The 15,572-nt window shown below is 66.3% G+C and carries 15 protein-coding genes and 1 tRNA gene; 6 read left to right on the top strand and 10 right to left on the bottom strand.

Annotation, left to right across the window (positions count from 1 at the left end; genetic code table 11):
- Window positions 1-126: 126 nt before the first annotated feature.
- Together AC6JAC_RS04645 and AC6JAC_RS04650 are read left to right on the top strand one after the other, a co-directional pair.
- Window positions 127-357 (top strand): hypothetical protein, encoded by a 231-nt coding sequence (locus tag AC6JAC_RS04645; protein WP_028269884.1) that lies wholly within the window; start codon window positions 127-129, stop codon window positions 355-357.
- 99 nt (window positions 358-456) lie between these two features.
- Window positions 457-801 carry a hypothetical protein gene (locus AC6JAC_RS04650; RefSeq protein ID WP_497963589.1) on the top strand — a complete coding sequence of 115 codons (345 nt, stop codon included), beginning with the start codon at window positions 457-459 and terminating at the stop codon, window positions 799-801.
- A gap of 97 nt (window positions 802-898) precedes the next feature.
- Here AC6JAC_RS04650 and AC6JAC_RS04655 read toward each other — a convergent pair.
- The 5 genes from AC6JAC_RS04655 to AC6JAC_RS04675 all read right to left on the bottom strand — a co-directional run bounded on the left by AC6JAC_RS04655 (window position 899) and on the right by AC6JAC_RS04675 (window position 8,108).
- Window positions 899-975 (bottom strand) — tRNA-Pro (locus tag AC6JAC_RS04655).
- A gap of 82 nt (window positions 976-1,057) precedes the next feature.
- Window positions 1,058-2,890 carry an ABC transporter ATP-binding protein gene (locus AC6JAC_RS04660; RefSeq protein WP_497963591.1) on the bottom strand — a complete coding sequence of 611 codons (1,833 nt, stop codon included), beginning with the start codon at window positions 2,888-2,890 and terminating at the stop codon, window positions 1,058-1,060.
- Entirely contained in the window at window positions 2,887-4,704 is a 1,818-nt protein-coding gene (locus AC6JAC_RS04665; RefSeq protein ID WP_028269887.1) for an ABC transporter ATP-binding protein, read from the bottom strand. The genes AC6JAC_RS04660 and AC6JAC_RS04665 overlap by 4 nt, the downstream gene beginning before the upstream one ends.
- Window positions 4,705-4,864: 160 nt before the next feature.
- Entirely contained in the window at window positions 4,865-5,809 is a 945-nt protein-coding gene (locus tag AC6JAC_RS04670) for a metallophosphoesterase (protein WP_497963593.1), read from the bottom strand.
- Between the two features lie 7 nt (window positions 5,810-5,816).
- Complete coding sequence (locus AC6JAC_RS04675) at window positions 5,817-8,108, bottom strand: transglycosylase domain-containing protein (RefSeq protein WP_028269889.1); 2,292 nt, start codon at window positions 8,106-8,108, stop codon at window positions 5,817-5,819.
- Window positions 8,109-8,145: 37 nt separating this feature from the next.
- Here AC6JAC_RS04675 and sp36 point away from each other — a divergent pair, with 37 nt between their 5' ends.
- From sp36 to AC6JAC_RS04690, 3 genes are read left to right on the top strand one after another with little or no spacing between them, the layout of a single operon-like run.
- A complete protein-coding gene (sp36, locus tag AC6JAC_RS04680; protein WP_011693223.1) occupies window positions 8,146-8,301 on the top strand; it encodes a Sp36 family protein in 156 nt (51 codons plus the stop codon).
- Window positions 8,302-8,303: 2 nt separating this feature from the next.
- Complete coding sequence (locus tag AC6JAC_RS04685; protein WP_028269890.1) at window positions 8,304-8,873, top strand: RidA family protein; 570 nt, start codon at window positions 8,304-8,306, stop codon at window positions 8,871-8,873.
- Window positions 8,874-8,888: 15 nt separating this feature from the next.
- Window positions 8,889-9,800, top strand: coding sequence for an NUDIX hydrolase (locus AC6JAC_RS04690; RefSeq protein ID WP_497963596.1), 912 nt, complete (start codon window positions 8,889-8,891; stop codon window positions 9,798-9,800).
- 172 nt (window positions 9,801-9,972) lie between these two features.
- On the opposite strand, the gene AC6JAC_RS04695 is transcribed toward AC6JAC_RS04690, so the two are convergent.
- Window positions 9,973-10,650: a Crp/Fnr family transcriptional regulator gene (locus AC6JAC_RS04695; protein ID WP_011693220.1), complete on the bottom strand. Its 678-nt coding sequence runs from the start codon at window positions 10,648-10,650 to the stop codon at window positions 9,973-9,975.
- Between the two features lie 272 nt (window positions 10,651-10,922).
- Between AC6JAC_RS04695 and AC6JAC_RS04700 the strand changes: the two genes are divergently transcribed.
- On the top strand, window positions 10,923-12,107 hold the full coding sequence (locus AC6JAC_RS04700) for a MarP family serine protease (protein WP_497963598.1): 1,185 nt from the start codon (window positions 10,923-10,925) through the stop codon (window positions 12,105-12,107).
- A 35-nt stretch (window positions 12,108-12,142) separates the two neighbouring features.
- Here AC6JAC_RS04700 and AC6JAC_RS04705 read toward each other — a convergent pair whose 3' ends face one another.
- From AC6JAC_RS04705 to AC6JAC_RS04720, 4 genes are read right to left on the bottom strand one after another with little or no spacing between them, the layout of a single operon-like run.
- Window positions 12,143-13,177: a DUF2332 domain-containing protein gene (locus AC6JAC_RS04705; protein ID WP_497963600.1), complete on the bottom strand. Its 1,035-nt coding sequence runs from the start codon at window positions 13,175-13,177 to the stop codon at window positions 12,143-12,145.
- Window positions 13,178-13,179: 2 nt separating this feature from the next.
- Window positions 13,180-13,656, bottom strand: a complete 477-nt coding sequence (gene aroQ / locus AC6JAC_RS04710; RefSeq protein ID WP_028269894.1) for a type II 3-dehydroquinate dehydratase — start codon at window positions 13,654-13,656, stop codon at window positions 13,180-13,182.
- 41 nt (window positions 13,657-13,697) lie between these two features.
- Window positions 13,698-14,099: an SRPBCC family protein gene (locus AC6JAC_RS04715; RefSeq protein ID WP_497963602.1), complete on the bottom strand. Its 402-nt coding sequence runs from the start codon at window positions 14,097-14,099 to the stop codon at window positions 13,698-13,700.
- 5 nt (window positions 14,100-14,104) lie between these two features.
- Complete coding sequence (locus tag AC6JAC_RS04720) at window positions 14,105-15,406, bottom strand: NAD(P)/FAD-dependent oxidoreductase (RefSeq protein WP_497963604.1); 1,302 nt, start codon at window positions 15,404-15,406, stop codon at window positions 14,105-14,107.
- Window positions 15,407-15,572 lie beyond the last annotated feature (166 nt).

Genomic DNA, 15,572 nt, shown 5'->3' on the forward strand with positions numbered 1-15,572 from the left:
TCCTCCTTATTCCGGACAGTCTTTATACCAAATGCTTGACAGTCTCTGTGGAAAACATTTTACAATGTATGTCAACAAGGGCAGTGCTGACTTTGTAACGAATCCGACTCGTATTGAGGAAACCTAATGTTGAAGAAGATTGCAGCCGCCGCCGCACTGGCTGGCGCACTGGCATTTTCAGCCGCAGCCCCCGCAGTGTTGTCTGCAGGTCCTACCGGCAATTGGGCGGATCAGCTGGGAAGCACCATCGCTATCGGTAACTGGCCCGATCCCATGCAGTTTGCCCAGGCCATCGGTAACTGGCCGGACCCCATGTCTTTCCCGGCATACATCGGTAACTGGCCGGACCCGATGTAGGCGGTTGATGTACTTCCCGCAAGGGAACACAAGCTCCGGGACATGCGCGAACCATGTCCCGGAGCTATTTTTTTGGCCAAACGATGCGGGGGGAATGTCATGACGCGCAGGGGATCGAATGACTTGAAGCGGGCCTATGCCGCGTGGACCGTCGCCGGGAGCTCGCTGATCGTGGCCGCCGTGGCGGGGTCGGCGATAATCGCCGTGGTGGGCGGAACGGCCGACGCCGGAACCCTGGTGTGGGGGATGGCGGGCATTGCGTTGCTGCTGGAGGCGCTGGTGCTCTTTGCCTATGGAGTCCGGGTTAGGCGCCGGTACGTGAACCAGGTCCAGACCTATGAAACGCGGGGAGATTACCGGGAGGACGACGGCTCCAACCAGCCACGGGTTCCCCTGCTGGGCGACGGCCAGGCCAGCCAGCGTTCCACGTTCGAGGGCCTCTAGGGCCACGGGCGGCAGCGCCGCAAGCAGCACCGCTGGAGCAATGCGGCCTCAGATGCAACGCAAAGAGGGCCTTCCGAATGGAAGACCCTCTTGCTTTTGGTCGGGATGACAGGATTTGAACCTGCGACCTCGTCGTCCCGAACGACGCGCGCTACCAAGCTGCGCCACATCCCGATCCGTTGCTTCAAAAGCAACTTCACAAGAGTATCCGATTCCGGCCGCCATGTGAAATCGGCGCCCGGAAGCCCCGCGGGAGCTACACCAGCGAGTCCTTCCACGCCCCGTGCAGCTCCGCGAACCGCCCGCCGCCGCCGATCAGTTCCTCCGGCGTACCGTCCTCCACGACGCGTCCGTCGTGGACCACCAGGACGCGGTCGGCGGTCTCCACTGTGGAGAGCCGGTGGGCGATGATCAGGGCCGTGCGGCCGGCGTCGTGCCCTGCCACGCCCGCCAGCAGGCCGGCGAGCCCGCTCTGCACCAGACGCTCCGACGGGATGTCCAGGGAGGAGGTGGCTTCGTCGAGGATGAGTACCGCCGGGCGGGCCAGGAACGCCCGGGCGAAACTGATGAGCTGGCGCTGGCCGGCTGATACGCGCCCGCCGCGCTTGTTGACGTCGGTGTCGAACCCCTGGGGCAGTTCCATGATGAAGTCGTGCGCGCCAACGGCCCGGGCAGCCTCTTCGATCTCCTCGCGGGAGGCTTCGGGGCGGCCCAGCGCAATGTTGTCCGCCACGGAGCCGCTGAACAGGAAGGCTTCCTGCGTCACCATCACCACGTTCCGCCGCAAGTCCGGCGTGGTGAGGTTCCTCAGGTCCACCCCGTCCAGTGTCACCGATCCCTCGGTCACGTCGTAGAAGCGGGCGATCAGTTTCGCCAGCGTGGACTTGCCGGCGCCGGTCTGGCCCACCAGGGCCACGATCTGCCCGGCCGGAATATGCAGGTCCAGCCGGGGGATGATCACGGGGCCGTCGCCGTACCGGAACTCCACGCCGTTGAAGTCGATGGTGCCGCGGGCTTCGGGGAGCGCTACGGGGTTCTTCGGCGGCCGCACGGTGGGAACCTCCTCCAGCAGGCCGGAGACCTTCTCCAGGGCCGCCTGGGCGCTCTGGAAGGAGTTGTAGAACATGGCCATCTGGTCCACCGGCTGGAAGAACCGTTTGGTGGACAGGATCAAGGCCAGCAGCACGCCCACGGCGAGGTCCCCGCCCAGCACACGGAACCCGCCGAACAGCAGCACCACGGCGACGCAGACGTTGCCGATCAGCACCAGCCCCGGCTGGAAGACGCCGTTGAGGTTGATCGAGCGTACGGTCACCTTGCGGTAGTCCTCGGACAGTTCGCCGTAGCGCTCAGCGTTCTCGCGCTCCTTGCGGAAGGCCTTGACGGCCCGGATGCCCGTCATCGTTTCCACGAAGTGCACGATCAGCCGGGCGGACACTACCCGGGATTCGCGGAACGCGATCTGGGAGTGCTTCTGGTACCAGCGGGCCAGGAAGTACATGGGTACGCCTGCGGCCAGCACGATGAGGCCACTGCGCCAGTCCAGGGCGAACACCGTGATGGCGGTGAACACCATAAAGAGCATCCCCGAGGCCAGCGAGCTGACGCCGGAGTCCAGGAGTTCACGCAGTGCCTCAAGGTCGGAGGTCTGGCGGGCGATGATGCGCCCGGACGTGTACTTCTCGTGGAACTCGAGGCTGAGCCGCTGCGTATGCCGGAACACCCGGACCCGCAGGTCCAGCAGCATCGCCTGGCTCAGCTTCGCCGTCGAGGTCACGTACAGCGCCGTGAGGCCGGCCGTCGCAACCGCAGCGGCAAGATATGCGACGCCGGTGAGCACCAGCGGCATGTTGTTCCCGGCCTGGAGTGCCGGCATGGCATGGTCGATCCCGAAGGCGATGAGCGCCGGTCCGGCCACCCGGGCGGCCTGGGAGAGTACCACCATGGTGATGGTGAGCCAGAACCTCAGCCGGACGGGACGGATCAGGGACCCCAGCAAGGCGAGCGACCGCCGTCGTACGGCCTTGCTCTCGCTTTTGCTCAGGTGGGCGTTGTCCTCGTTGGCGGTGCCGAAGGTAGCGGTGGTCATCGGGAGATCTCCTCGGACTCGTCCGTTAATTCTGAGAGTTCGGACAGTTCGGAATCCAGGTCCCGCGGTTCCGTTTCGAGGCTGGCGATCACGTAGCGGTAGTGCTCGTTGTGCGCCAGCAGTTCGGCGTGGGTCCCGACGGCGGCGATCCGGCCGTCCTCGAGCAGCGCCACCCGGTCCGCCAGCGCCACGGTGGAGGGTCGGTGGGCGACGATCAGGGTGGTGGTGTCGGCGAGCACCTCGCGCAGCCGGGCTTCGACTAGTTCTTCGGTGTTGACGTCCAGAGCGGACAGGGGATCGTCCAGGACCAGCACCTTGGGCTTCGCGGCGATGGCACGGGCCAGGGCGATGCGCTGCCGCTGCCCGCCGGACAGGCTGAGGCCCTCCTCGCCGATGAGCGTGTCCAGGCCCTCCGGTAGGGAGTAGGCGAAGTGGGCCTGGGCAACGTCCAGGGCTTCCTCCAGCGTTTCCTGGCTCCGCTCCTTGGCCCCGAGCAGCACATTGTCCCGGACGGAATTGGAGAACAGGGTGGTGTCTTCGAAGGCCACGCCCACCACGGTGCGCAGTTGTTCCACGGAGAACTCGCGCAGGTCCACGCCGTCGATAGTGATGGAGCCGGCCGTGACGTCGTAGAGGCGGGGGACCAGTTGCAGCAGCGCGCTCTTGCCGCTGCCGGTGATGCCCACCAGGGCCATGGTCTCGCCGGGGCGGATGTCCAGGCTGACGTCCTTGAGGATCGGCTTGTCCGGGGCGTCTTCGAAGGCGAACGTCGCCGCGTTGAAGCTGAGCGCGCCCTTGAGCTGCCCGGGTTCGCGGGGATGCTCCGGGCTGGTGATGGTGTTGGCGGCGTCCATGACCTCGAAATGCCGGTCGATGGCCGTCTTGGCCGTCAGCGCCATGGCCAAGAGCATGCCGCTGAATTCCACGGGGGCGGCCACTACGGCCGCGGTGGCGAAGAACGCCACCAGCGAACCGATGCTGAGCCGGCCGTCCGCGGCCAGCATGATGCCCACCACCAGGCCGGCGCCGAGGGCGAGCTCGGGGAGGAGGGTGACCACCATGCTGAAGGTGGCCTGGTGTTTCGCCTTGGCGATTTCGGTCTGCCGGAGTTCTTCGGCCTGTTCGTTGAAGTTCTCCAGGGCTTCGCGGCTGCGGCCGAACGCTTTGAGCACACGGATGCCGTGCACCGACTCCTCAACCGTGGTGGCGAGGTCGCCGGCCTGGTCCTGGCTGCGCCGGGCCACCTTGCTGAAGCGGGTCCTGAACCGGAAGCCGTAGATCATGATGGGCACCGCCGCGGCCAGGAAAATCAGTGCCAGCTGCCAGCTCATGGCAAACATCACAACGACGCCGATCACCACCGTCAGGGTGGTCACCACCAGCATGATGGCGCCGAACGCCATCCAGCGGCGCAGGAAGTTCAAGTCCGTCATGGCCCGGGAGAGCAGCTGCCCGGAACCCCAGCGGTCGTGGAAGGAGACCGTCAGGTCCTGCAGGTGCCCGTAGAGGGACACCCTCATCCGGGTTTCCACGGTGGTTGCCGGGTTGATGACGAACTGGCGGCGGAGGGCAACCAGCCCGGCTTCGGCGATGCCCAGGCCCAGGATGATCAGGGAGGCCACCCAGACAGCGTCCGTTGCGCCGCCCGGCCGGAGCGAGTCATTGATGAGGACCCGCAGGACCTGGGGGATGGCCAGCGCCACGATACTGGCGAGGAGTGCGCACAAAAGTCCCATCACAAGCCGGGGGATGATCGGCTTCACATGGGGATAGAGTCGGCTGATTGACGTGAAGAATGGAGTCTGCTTGGCCATGCCCGCTTCTTAAAGCTCAACTGCGAATGTAGTTTCCTTTAGCAACTACCCTATGCCATCGAGTGACACGGTTCACAGGATTCGGCACCGCGCGGGAATCTTCCCCAGTCATTGCGGTCCGCAATACTGCAGGCGGAGGTTGAGCCCCTCGAAACCGGACTCAGCGTTCCGTCAGTGTCAGCAGCACGGCCTCAGGCCGGCAGGCGATGCGGACCGGTGCGAAGCGCGAGGTGCCGATCCCGCCGGAGACGTTGACCGGCGTCGTGCTGCCGTTGCTTTCCCAGTTGTTGAGTCCCTTGGCACGCCAGGTGGGGAGGTCGCAGTTGGCCACCAGTGCACCGTACCCCGGCAGGCAGATCTGGCCCCCGTGCGTGTGGCCGGCCAGCAGGAGGTCCGCGCCGTCCTCGGTGAAGTGGTCCAGCACGCGCTGGTAAGGGGCGTGGATGACGGCCACGCGGAGGTGCGGGGTCCTGTCCTGGCCTTTGGTTCCGCGGGGCCAGCCGGCGTATCTCTCCAGGCCCAGGTGCGGATCGTCGACGCCGGAGAAATCAAAGCGCAGGCCGTTCAGCACCACGGACTGGTGGCGGTTGGTCAGGTCCACCCAGCCGGACATGCCGAAGTAGGAGCGCAGCCGGGGCCAGTCGAGTTCCACGGGCTTCTTCTGGGCTTTCGAAGGACCCAGGAAGTAGGAGGCGGGATTCTTGATCGTGGGCGCGAAGTAGTCGTTGGACCCGGGCACAAAGACGCCGGGGAATTCCAGGAGGGGCGCCAGCGCCTTCAGGAGGGGGTCGATCGCCTTGGCGTGGCTGAGGTTGTCGCCCGTGTTCACCACCAGGTCCGGTTCCAGCTCCGCGAGCGACGACAGCCACTGGGCCTTCCGGTTCTGGCCCGGGACGAAGTGGATGTCACTCAGGTGGAGGATCCGGAAAGGACCGAAACCGGCCGGCAGGATGGGCAGGGTCTCTTCGCGCAGGACGAACTGGTTCTTTTCCCACAGCCCGTACCCTGTCGCGGCCATGCCGGCTGCCGCGCCGGCCGCTGCGGTTACGGCAAAGCCGCGCCCGATGCTCCGGGCGCGGCCTGCCAGCGTTGTTTTATCCCCCATCGGTGCGCTACCCGTTGCCCTTGCCGTTGTCCTTGCTGGGCTCCGGCGACGGAGCCGGAGAGGCGGGCGCCGTTGCGGGGGCGGTGCTCTGCGTCGTCGGGGTGGTGGTCCGCGTGGGCGCCCCGTTGACCATGTTGGACGGAGGTGCCGTGAACGGGTTGGTGCCGTAGGCGGGCGCAACCTGTGACATGAAGTTGGAGAACATCGGTCCGGCGATCATGTAGCCGTCGATGCCCGTGTAGAACTTGCCGTTGACGGTCACGTTCTGGCCCGCGCGCTGCTGGGTTCCGAGCGCGTCACCGAACCACGCCGCGGTGGCCAGGCCGGTGGTGTGCCCCACCACCCAGGTGGACCCGTTGTTGTTGGAGGTACCGGTCTTGGCTGCGATGGGGAAGTTGGTCCTCGTGGAAATCCGGGGCTGGATCAGCGAGCCGGATCCGCGGTTGAGGACTTCCTGCAGGGCGTAGTTCACGCCGCGTGCCACTTCCGGTTTAAGCGCGTCACGGCAGTTCGTGGCCTGGGCCGGAAGCTGGGCGCCGGTCTGGTCCGTCACGGATGTGATGGCAATCGGGGCGCAGTACTTGCCGTCATTCGCGAACGTGGCGAAGGCGCTGGCCATGGCCAGCGGCGACGTCTGCCTGGAACCCAGCAGGTTGCCAATCGTCGTCATGGTGATCGGCGGCGTCGGGTTGGTGATCTTTCCCGTGTCGTCCCGCTGGGGGAGGCCTTCGTGGAGGCCCACGGCGTCCACTATCTTCTGGATTCCGCACAGGTCCACCTTGGCGGCGGTGGCAAAGGTCATGGTGTTGATCGAGTTCGCCAGGCCGTCCAGGACCGTCATTGAACGGTAGTAGCCTTCCTCGGCGTTCTGCAGGTCCCTGGAATCGCCGTTCGTGCTGTCATACCAGCCAACGGTCGGCGTCTGGCAGGTGTTCTTCCACGGGAAGCTTTGCGGATAGCGACGAACCGCGCCATTCAGGATGGAGTTCATCGAATTGCCCTCGTTGAGCCATTCAGCGAACGTAAACGGCTTCATGGTTGAACCCGGCTGTGCACCGCCGAGGCCGTTGAGGTCGTTGCCGTTGGCGTCGTACTGGTCAACGCTGAAGTTGAGCTGGCTGTCGAACTTGCCATCGCCCGCGAACCACACCGTATTTTGTGCCATGTTGGTGATCTTGCCGGTGTTCGGCTGGACGGAAACCACCGCCGCACCCCACTTGTCCGGGTTGGCGCCGGCGGACGCATCCACCTGGGCCTGGGCCGCGTTCTGCGCCTTGGGGTCAAGGGTGGTGGTGATGGTCAGGCCGCCGCGGAAGATCTTCCGTTCACGTTCAGTGGCATCGGCGCCGTAGGCCGGATCGTTGAGCAGCAGGTGCAGGACGTAATCACAGAAATACGGTGCGGTGGACGCATACGCACAACCCTGGCGGGCAGGGGTGACCTTGGTTTCCACCGGCGTGGCCACCGCGGCCTCATAGTCAGGCTGGGTGATCTTTTTCTGGGTGTACATGGCCTTGAGCACCTGGTCGCGGCGGCTCTTGGCGTTGTCAGGGTTGTTGATGGGGTCAAAGAACGACGGGCTGTTGACGAGGCCCGCCAGCAGCGCGGCCTGCGGGAGCGTGAGGTCCTTCGCCGTGGTGCTGAAGAAGAACTTGGACGCGGCTTCAATGCCGTAGGCGTCCCGGTTGAAGAACACGATGTTGAGGTAGCCCTCGAGGATCTGCTCCTTGGTGAACTTCTTCTCCAGGGCGATGGCCAGTTTCATCTCGCGGAGCTTGTCGCCCACGCCCTTGTTCACGCCGTTGAGCTTGATGTCCTCGGTGTTGCCTTCGGCCTCGAGTGAGGCGTTGATGACATTGTTCACGTACTGCTGCGTGATGGTGGACGCGCCCTGCTTGTTGCCGCGGGCGGTGCTGACCAGTGCACGCATGATGCCGGTGGTGTCCACGCCGCCGTGCTCATAGAAGCGGCTGTCCTCGATGGCGATCACTGCGTCCTTGATGAATGGCGACATCTGGTCCAGTGCAACGCGCGTCCGGTTTTCGGCGTAGAGGTTGGCGATCAGGCTTCCGTCGGAAGCGAGGATTTTGGTGGACTGGCTGGGCGGGTCCACCTGCAGCTCCGCCGGGAGGGTGTCGAAGAACTCGATGGAACCGCTGGCTGTGCTGCCGGAAACAGCGGCCGCCGGGACCAGCAGGCCCGCTACCAGGACACCACAAATAGCGCTCACGCCAAGGAAAGCAAGGATCTTTCCGAGGGTGGTGGCCGTGTCGAATAAAGGGTTCTTACCAGTCGCCATGTTTTCCACTTTACCGGCAAGGACTAGTCTTTAGCTCATGACCAAATGGGAGTACGCCACGATTCCGCTCATTATTCACGCCACGAAGCAGATTCTGGACCAGTGGGGCGAGGACGGCTGGGAGCTCGTCCAGGTCGTCACCGGTCCTGACGGCAACGGCCTCGTTGCCTACCTTAAGAGGGAGAAGCAGTAGTTATGACAAGCCCCGCAGGCACGGCGCCGGAATCCCCGGCCCGCGCGGAAAATTCGGCCTCCGGCGCGGAAAACGGAGCACCGGTATCGGCCGTGGAACAGCGGCTGGCAGAGCTGGGACTGACCCTTCCGGAAGTCGCGGCCCCGGTGGCCGCCTACGTCCCGGCAGTCATCTCCGGCAACCACGTTTACACCTCCGGCCAGCTGCCCTTTATTAACGGCAAACTCGAAGCTACCGGCAAGGTGTCCACGGGCACCGAAGGCTTCGCCGACGAACCGACGGTCTCTCCCGAAGACGCCAAGCGGTTCGCTGCAGTCTGTGCAGTCAACGCCCTCGCGGCGGTGAAAAGCGTGATCGGTGACCTGGACCGTATTACCAGGATCGTGAAGGTGGTGGGCTTCGTCTCCTCGGATCCGTCCTTCACGGGCCAGCCGGGTGTCATCAACGGCGCGTCGGAACTCCTGGGCAAGGTCCTCGGCGACGCGGGCCAGCACGCCCGGTCCGCCGTCGGCGTGTCGGTCCTGCCGCTGGACTCGCCGGTCGAAGTCGAACTGATCGCCGAATTTAGCTAAGGCCGGTCACTTCCCTTGCCCCAGTTAGCCCGTCGCCTGTTTGTGCTGCCTCCCGATCTTGAGGGGGCAGCACAAAGCTGGCTCGAACACGGCGAGCGGACACCGCGTGCCGCCCGCCTCGCATCCTCCGTCGTCCTGCTCCGCGACGCCCCCACGGGGCTGGAAACCTGGCTGGGCTACCGCCCAGGGTCCTCGCCGCTCGGAGTCCTCGCCTTTCCCGGCGGTTCCCTTGAGGCGTCCGACGACGACGCCGTCAGCTGGCTGGGCCCCTCACCGCAGCATTGGGCGGAACAAATGGGAACGGACGACGTCGGGCTGGCGCGCCGCCACGTGGTGGGCGCCATCCGAGAACTCTTCGAAGAAACCGGTGTGCTCCTGGCCGGCCCGGACCTGTCCACCACCGTGGAGGCCACTTCCACGCCGGAATGGATGCGGGCCCGGATTGCCGTTGCCGAGCAGGAAAAATCCTTCATCGACGTCCTGGCCAAGCGCGGGCTTTCCATCCGTACCGACCTGCTGAAACCGCTGGTCAACTGGCTCAGCCCCGACTTCGCCCACCGCCGTTTCAACACCCGGTACTTTGCCGCCACCGTACCCGTGAACCAGCAGCCCACGCTGCTGGAAAGCAAAGGTGTCTGGGGCCGCTGGGTCTGCGCCAGCAAAGTCATTGCGGAGCGTGACACCACCGCCCTGGGCGATGAAGTGGGCCAGGAAAACACCGTGGGCCTGACCCTCGGCCAGCTGCTGGTGCCAGGCTCAGAGATCATGCTCGAGAAGATGGCGGCCGCCAACGGGTGCATCGCCTACCTGAGCTACAAGCGCAAGGCGCACGTCTACCAGCCGAAGCTCGTCGAAGAAGGCGGCAAGCTGATGCTCGAAGTCGAGGCCGCCAAGACGGTCGCGGGCGAGCCGCAGCGGGAGCGGTAGGCCGCCCGCTCTGACATCCTCTGCGTGCCCGCTCGTTCCCGACCCGCAAATAGACTGACGACACAGAAAATGCCTGGCGACACCGTTATTCGGGGGTCGCCAGGCATTTTGCGCGTCATTTCCCGCTAGGGAAAGGGACGCGCAATTTCCTTGATTCAATGCCGCAGAATGACTAGCGGGAGCGCTGGCGGAGGCGCTGCATATCCAGGATCACCACGGCACGGGCTTCCAGCCGGAGCCAGCCGCGCTGGACGAACTCGGCCAGGGCCTTGTTCACGGTTTCGCGGGAGGCGCCCACCAGCTGGGCCAGCTCTTCCTGGGTGAGCTCGTGAGCCACCAGGACGCCGTCGGTTGCCGGGCGGCCGAAGCGGTCGGCCAGGTCCAGCAGCGCCTTGGCCACGCGGCCCGGAACGTCGGAGAAAACAAGGTCCGACAGGGAGTCGTTGGTGCGGCGCAGGCGGCGGGCCAGTGCCTGCAGCAGCTGGGCCGAGACCTCCGGGCGGGTGCGCAGCAGGGCGTTGAGGCTTTCGTTCTTCAGGCCGGCGAGGCGGGTCTCCGAGACGGCGGTTGCCGTGGCCGTGCGGGGGCTCGGATCGAAGAGGGCCATTTCGCCGAAGAGCTCACCCGGGCCGAGGATCGCCAGCAGCGATTCGCGGCCGTCCGGGGACGTGCGGCCCAGCTTTACCTTGCCGGAGACGATGAAGTAGAGCTGATCACCCTGGTCGCCTTCGCGGAACACCGAGGCTCCGCGTGACAGGTCCACCTCGGTGAGCTCGTCCGTGAGCAGACGGAATGCTTCGTCGTCGAGCGTGGCGAAAAGGGGTGCGCGGCGCAATACCTCGATGTCCATGAATTCTCCTGAGTAAAATGTGTCGGCTGGGGCGCTTCAGCCATTGTTTCAGAATTTTGAAGGTTCTGTGACGTACTTGGCACGTGAAACGCCTGAAATGGGCCTTCCGAGGCCGGTCAGGGACCTCTGGAGTGCGTTTACAGAGCAGATTTCGACGGCGGGCCCGGGCTTTCCGGGGCGCCTCGCGGTTGCCCCGGGGCGGCTGTCAGTCACGGCAAACTGTCAGGGTTCGCCACTAGAATTGGGGCTTACCTGTTTTGTGAGGAGCCCGTGTGTTCGGCTTGACCATCCTGGACCTGGCCTTGATCCTGACGCTGCTGTCCTACCTGATCTATGGCCTTCGCAATGGCTTCCTGGTGACCCTCGGCGGCATCGCCGGGTTCATCGTCGGTGCCGTGGCGGCGTTTGTGTCCGTGCCCATCGTCAGCAACCTCGTGGAAGACAGCGGCTGGAGGCTCACGGCGATCGTCGCCGCCGCCGTCGTGCTCATAGTCCTGGGGCATGCGCTCGGGACCATGATCGGCCGCAAAATCCGCAGTGCCGTGCGGATCCAGCCGCTACGGGCCATGGACCGGGTGGTGGGCGGAGCAGTCAACGTGGTGGTGGCAGCGCTCGTGATGTCCATGCTCTCCTTCAGCATCAGCGCCCTGGGCGTGCCGTTCGTTTCCCAGCAGCTGGCGGAATCCAAGGTCATTCGCTTCATCGACGGACTCACGCCCGTGCCGGTGAAAACAGCCGTGGCGCAGCTGCGCTCCACCGTGATCGGGGACGGCATACCCACGCTCATCGAAGGGCTCGGGCAGGGCCAGCAGGTGGCCATTCCCAACGCGAGCACGGACACCCCGGCCCTGAACCGGGCAGCGGAGTCGGTCCTGAAAATCGCGGGCACCGCCTACCAATGCGGCCAGAACCAGACCGGCAGCGGCTTTGTGGTGTCGCCGGGGCGGGTTGTGACCAACGCCCATGTGGTGGCGGGCGTGTCGCAGCCTGTGGTGGAGATCCCGGGCGGAGGGGCCATGCCCGGCAGGGTGGTGTATTTCGACAGCCAGCATGACCTCGCCGTCCTTGCCGTGGACGGACTTCCGTCGTCTCCGCTCCAGCTGAGCGCGGACCTGCCGGCAGGCAGCCCGGCCGCGTTCGCAGGCTACCCGCACGGCGGTCCTTTCCAGTCCAAACCGGCAACGGTGCAGGACATCGCCACCGTCCTGGTCCCTGACATCTATGGCGGCAACCCCGCTCCCGAAGACGTGTACTGGCTTGCCGGTGATGTCCAGCCGGGCAACTCCGGCGGGCCGCTCCTCACCACCGAAGGCATGGTTGCCGGTGTGATCTTCGCCAAGGCCACGTCCGATGCCGAGCTCGGCTTTGCCATCACGATGGATGACCTGGGGCCGGTGGCCGCCCAGGCGCCGGGCCTGAGCAGCCCTGTTTCCTCCGGGCAGTGCATCCAGAAGTAAGCGGTGCGGGGACCGGATGTAAGCAGGCGGGGACCCTAGAGCCACTCCAGGGTTTGGCCGTGCGGCCCGGCGATGGCCACGGGCACGCCGTCCTGGAGGAGGAGGAACCGTCCGCGGAGCCTTGAGTCATCCATTTCCGGCACCACCACGGAGCCGTCCGCCTGGGCAAGCACGGTGTGGCCCTCGTTGGACAGCCAGTGGCAGCCGCGCTCTGCTGCGAGGGTGCCGATGGTGGCGCGGAAGGCTTCCCGCTGGGAGGCATTTAGGTAGGCCATCACCGCGCTGTGGAATACCACCAGGGTGGCGTCCGGCGGCGCCTGGTCCGCTAGCGAAACCAGCTGCTCGTTCAGGTCGCCGGCCACCAGCAGCGGCGGATCCTGCTGCGCTATCGCGATGGCCCGGCGCAGCCGATCACGGCGGAAGTCCTGCTCCGGCCAGATCAGCGCTTCCAGCCAGGCGACGTCGTCGGGGTTGTTGATGTCCAACGGGTTCAGGTCGATCCCGGCCCGCCACACGACCTTCGGGAGCTCGGCGGGAAGCGGGACGGCACCCTGCACTGCGCAGCGCAGAACGGGCGCTTCCTCCGCCGCGGGGCGCGCCCCGTCCGGTTGCGGCACCAGCCGCGTGACTGAGCCGCCGTCGTCGTACTCGTAGGCGTACTTGTCCGGAAACAGCGCAAGCCCGGCGGAAGCACCCACCTCGATCAGTGCCAGCGGACGGCCCGTCGAGCCTGCGATGGCTGCGAGGGACGGCAGCAGCGTGGTGCACCGGCCCGCCTCGTTGGTCTGGGTGGCGCGGGAGAGCACGACCCGCGAGACCTCGTCCCAGCGTGCCAGGAGGAACTCCCTGAACTCGCGGTACGGGCTAATCCCGGCACCGAGGAACCGCGCTGCCGCCAGGATCAGGAGGGGCTGCCGCTTGTTGTGCGGCCACTGTTCGATGCGGCTGATCAGTTCAGGATCGCCGGCGATTCCCAGCGACCATTCTGCGTAGCACGGGGAGGAAGCCGGCGCATCGAAGGTGCCGAAGTTCCGGTACCAGTCCGCGGTGCCCGCGTTCCCCGCACCCATGATCAGGCCTTGCCGGCGTTCAGTTCTGCGAGGTATTCGACGGCGAACCGGTAGCCCATCACGCCGGCGCCGGCGATCACGGCCTTGCTGATGTCCGAAAGATACGAGTGGTGCCGGAACTCTTCGCGGGCATGGACGTTGGTGATGTGGACTTCCACTGCGGGCAGCTGTACCGCGGAGATGGCGTCGCGGATGGCCACGGAGGTATGCGTGTAGGCGCCGGCGTTGAGCACGATGCCGATGGCCTTGCCGCGGGCGGCGTGAATGGCGTCAACCAGCGCGCCCTCGTGGTTGGACTGGAAGCATTCCACCTCCAGGCCGTAGGCTGCGGCGGCCTCCTTGGCGAGCTGTTCGACGTCGGCCAGCGTTGCCGTGCCGTACTTCTCCGGTTCCCGGGTGCCCAGCAGGTTCAGGTTGGGTCCGTTGAGGACAAGGATGGTGCCGCGGCCGGCTTCGGTGGCGGGGGAGGCTTCAGTCATGAGAGCAAATCTATCGCTTCGGATGCAGCGTGCGCTGTTCTTTACGGCGGGCTGACGGGACGGGCCGTGATCCTGGCGATGGGGCGCAGCGCCGCTGAGCAAACAGGGAGATAGGCGGGCGCCCACCAAGGAACCGTGAACGTGACCCGGCAGCCGTCGCCTTCCGGGACCACCAGGTGCCCGGTGGCGCGGATTCCGGCCACCGACCAGGACCAGAAGCGGTCCGCCCGGAATTCCGTCACCGTGAAGGGCAGGCTGACACCGGCCACCGTCTTCACCCGGCCGGTGCTGCCGGCCGTGAAGCCGGGCGAGTCCAGCTCTGCACCCGTCACGGAAGGCCCCCATTCGGGCCACCGGCCGACGTCGGTGAGCAGCTCCCACACCTCCGCGGCGGGCGCCGCGATGTGCCGGGATGCGATGTGCCGGGACACTGAATAGCGCATCCGCGCTACCCGAAGTCCGGGCGCAGGACAGCCTGCGCCGCGAGGTGGCCGCTTTCCAGGGCACCCTGGATGGAGGCCGTGGCGCGGTGGTCGCCGCAGGCGAAGAGTCCGGGGGAGATCTCAGCCGGCTGCGGGGACCCCAAGGGCGGAGGCTGGACGGGCAGGGCATTCGGAACCTCGTGCCGGGCCACCAGCTCCCATCCCGCGGCATCCGCCCCGTAGATTTCGGCGGCATGCCGGCGGACCGCATCATCGCCGGGCACCGGCCGGCCGGGGCCGAACAGCGCCGACGTCTGCACAAGGTGCCTGCCGGCGGGGGCGTACCCCGGGGCTGCGTTGGACACGACGGCCGTATTGACCAGGGGCCCGCCGGGCCGATCCCGCGCGTCGACGCACAGCAGGTTCAGCCGGGTCGGCGGCTCGCTGGCCGCGAACCAGTGCGTCAGCACGCCCTTCATGGCGGGAACGCCGCTTCCCGTTGCGCCTCCGCCGTCTATTCCCAGCGCCAGGGATTCGGCGCCGGCCGGGTCCGTGGCCACCACCACCTGCTCAGCCCGGAGCTCGGCGCCGGCGGCACGGACCAGCATGGAGCCGCCTTCGCGCCGGATGGAATCCACCGCGGTCCCGGTGCGGACAGGCGTGGCGAGCGCGGCCGCCAGCTGCCGCGGCAGGGCCTGCATGCCCAGTCGCGGCAGCCCCGGCACTCCGAACGCGAAGGTGCGCAGCAGAAGCCGGGCGAAGTCATTGGAGGTGCTCCCGTCGTCTTCGAGGAGCACCCCGGCGAAGAACCGTTCAACCACCCGCCGGAGCCCGCCCGCCAGACGAGCGTCGTCCATGGCCTGCCGCAGCGTCACGTCCCGGCCGGGCACGGCCGTACGACGTCCGCCGTCGTCGTACTGTCCCCAGGACCTGACGACGGCGGGAGCCGCCCAGCGAAGGAGGGCAGCCACCTCGCGCGGCTTCGCCAGGCCGCTGCCGAAGGTCCCGGCGATCAGCTGCGGTTCGCGCAGGGGATGGGCCAGCACTGCGAATCCCTCGTCACGTCGCACTCCCAGCCCGGCACCGAAGGGCTGCAGGTCCAGGGCACCGACGTCCACCCAGCGGCGGACGGCAGGGTACGCGGGATTCAGGACCTGGAACCCGCGGTCCACCAGGAATCCGTCCCGGTGCTCCGTGCGGATCCGGCCGCCCACGTCGTCGGCGGCTTCCCACACGCGCACCTCACGCCCGGCTGCCTGCAACTCCCGGGCGCACTGGAGCCCTGCAAGCCCCGCGCCGACCACCAAAACCTCGCACGAATCGGTCATGGTCCATCTTGGCACGCATGCCATTTCCGAACCTCTGGCCACGCTTTGTGCCGGTGCCTAGACTTGAAGGACCATCGTGCGGAGCTCCCGTACCGGTCAGCTCGCGCGAAAAGCCCGATCTGGAGAGAGCGTCATCATGCGCTGCAAAAATGTGGATTCAGGAAAA

Source organism: Arthrobacter sp. KUASC02, from assembly GCF_059739395.1.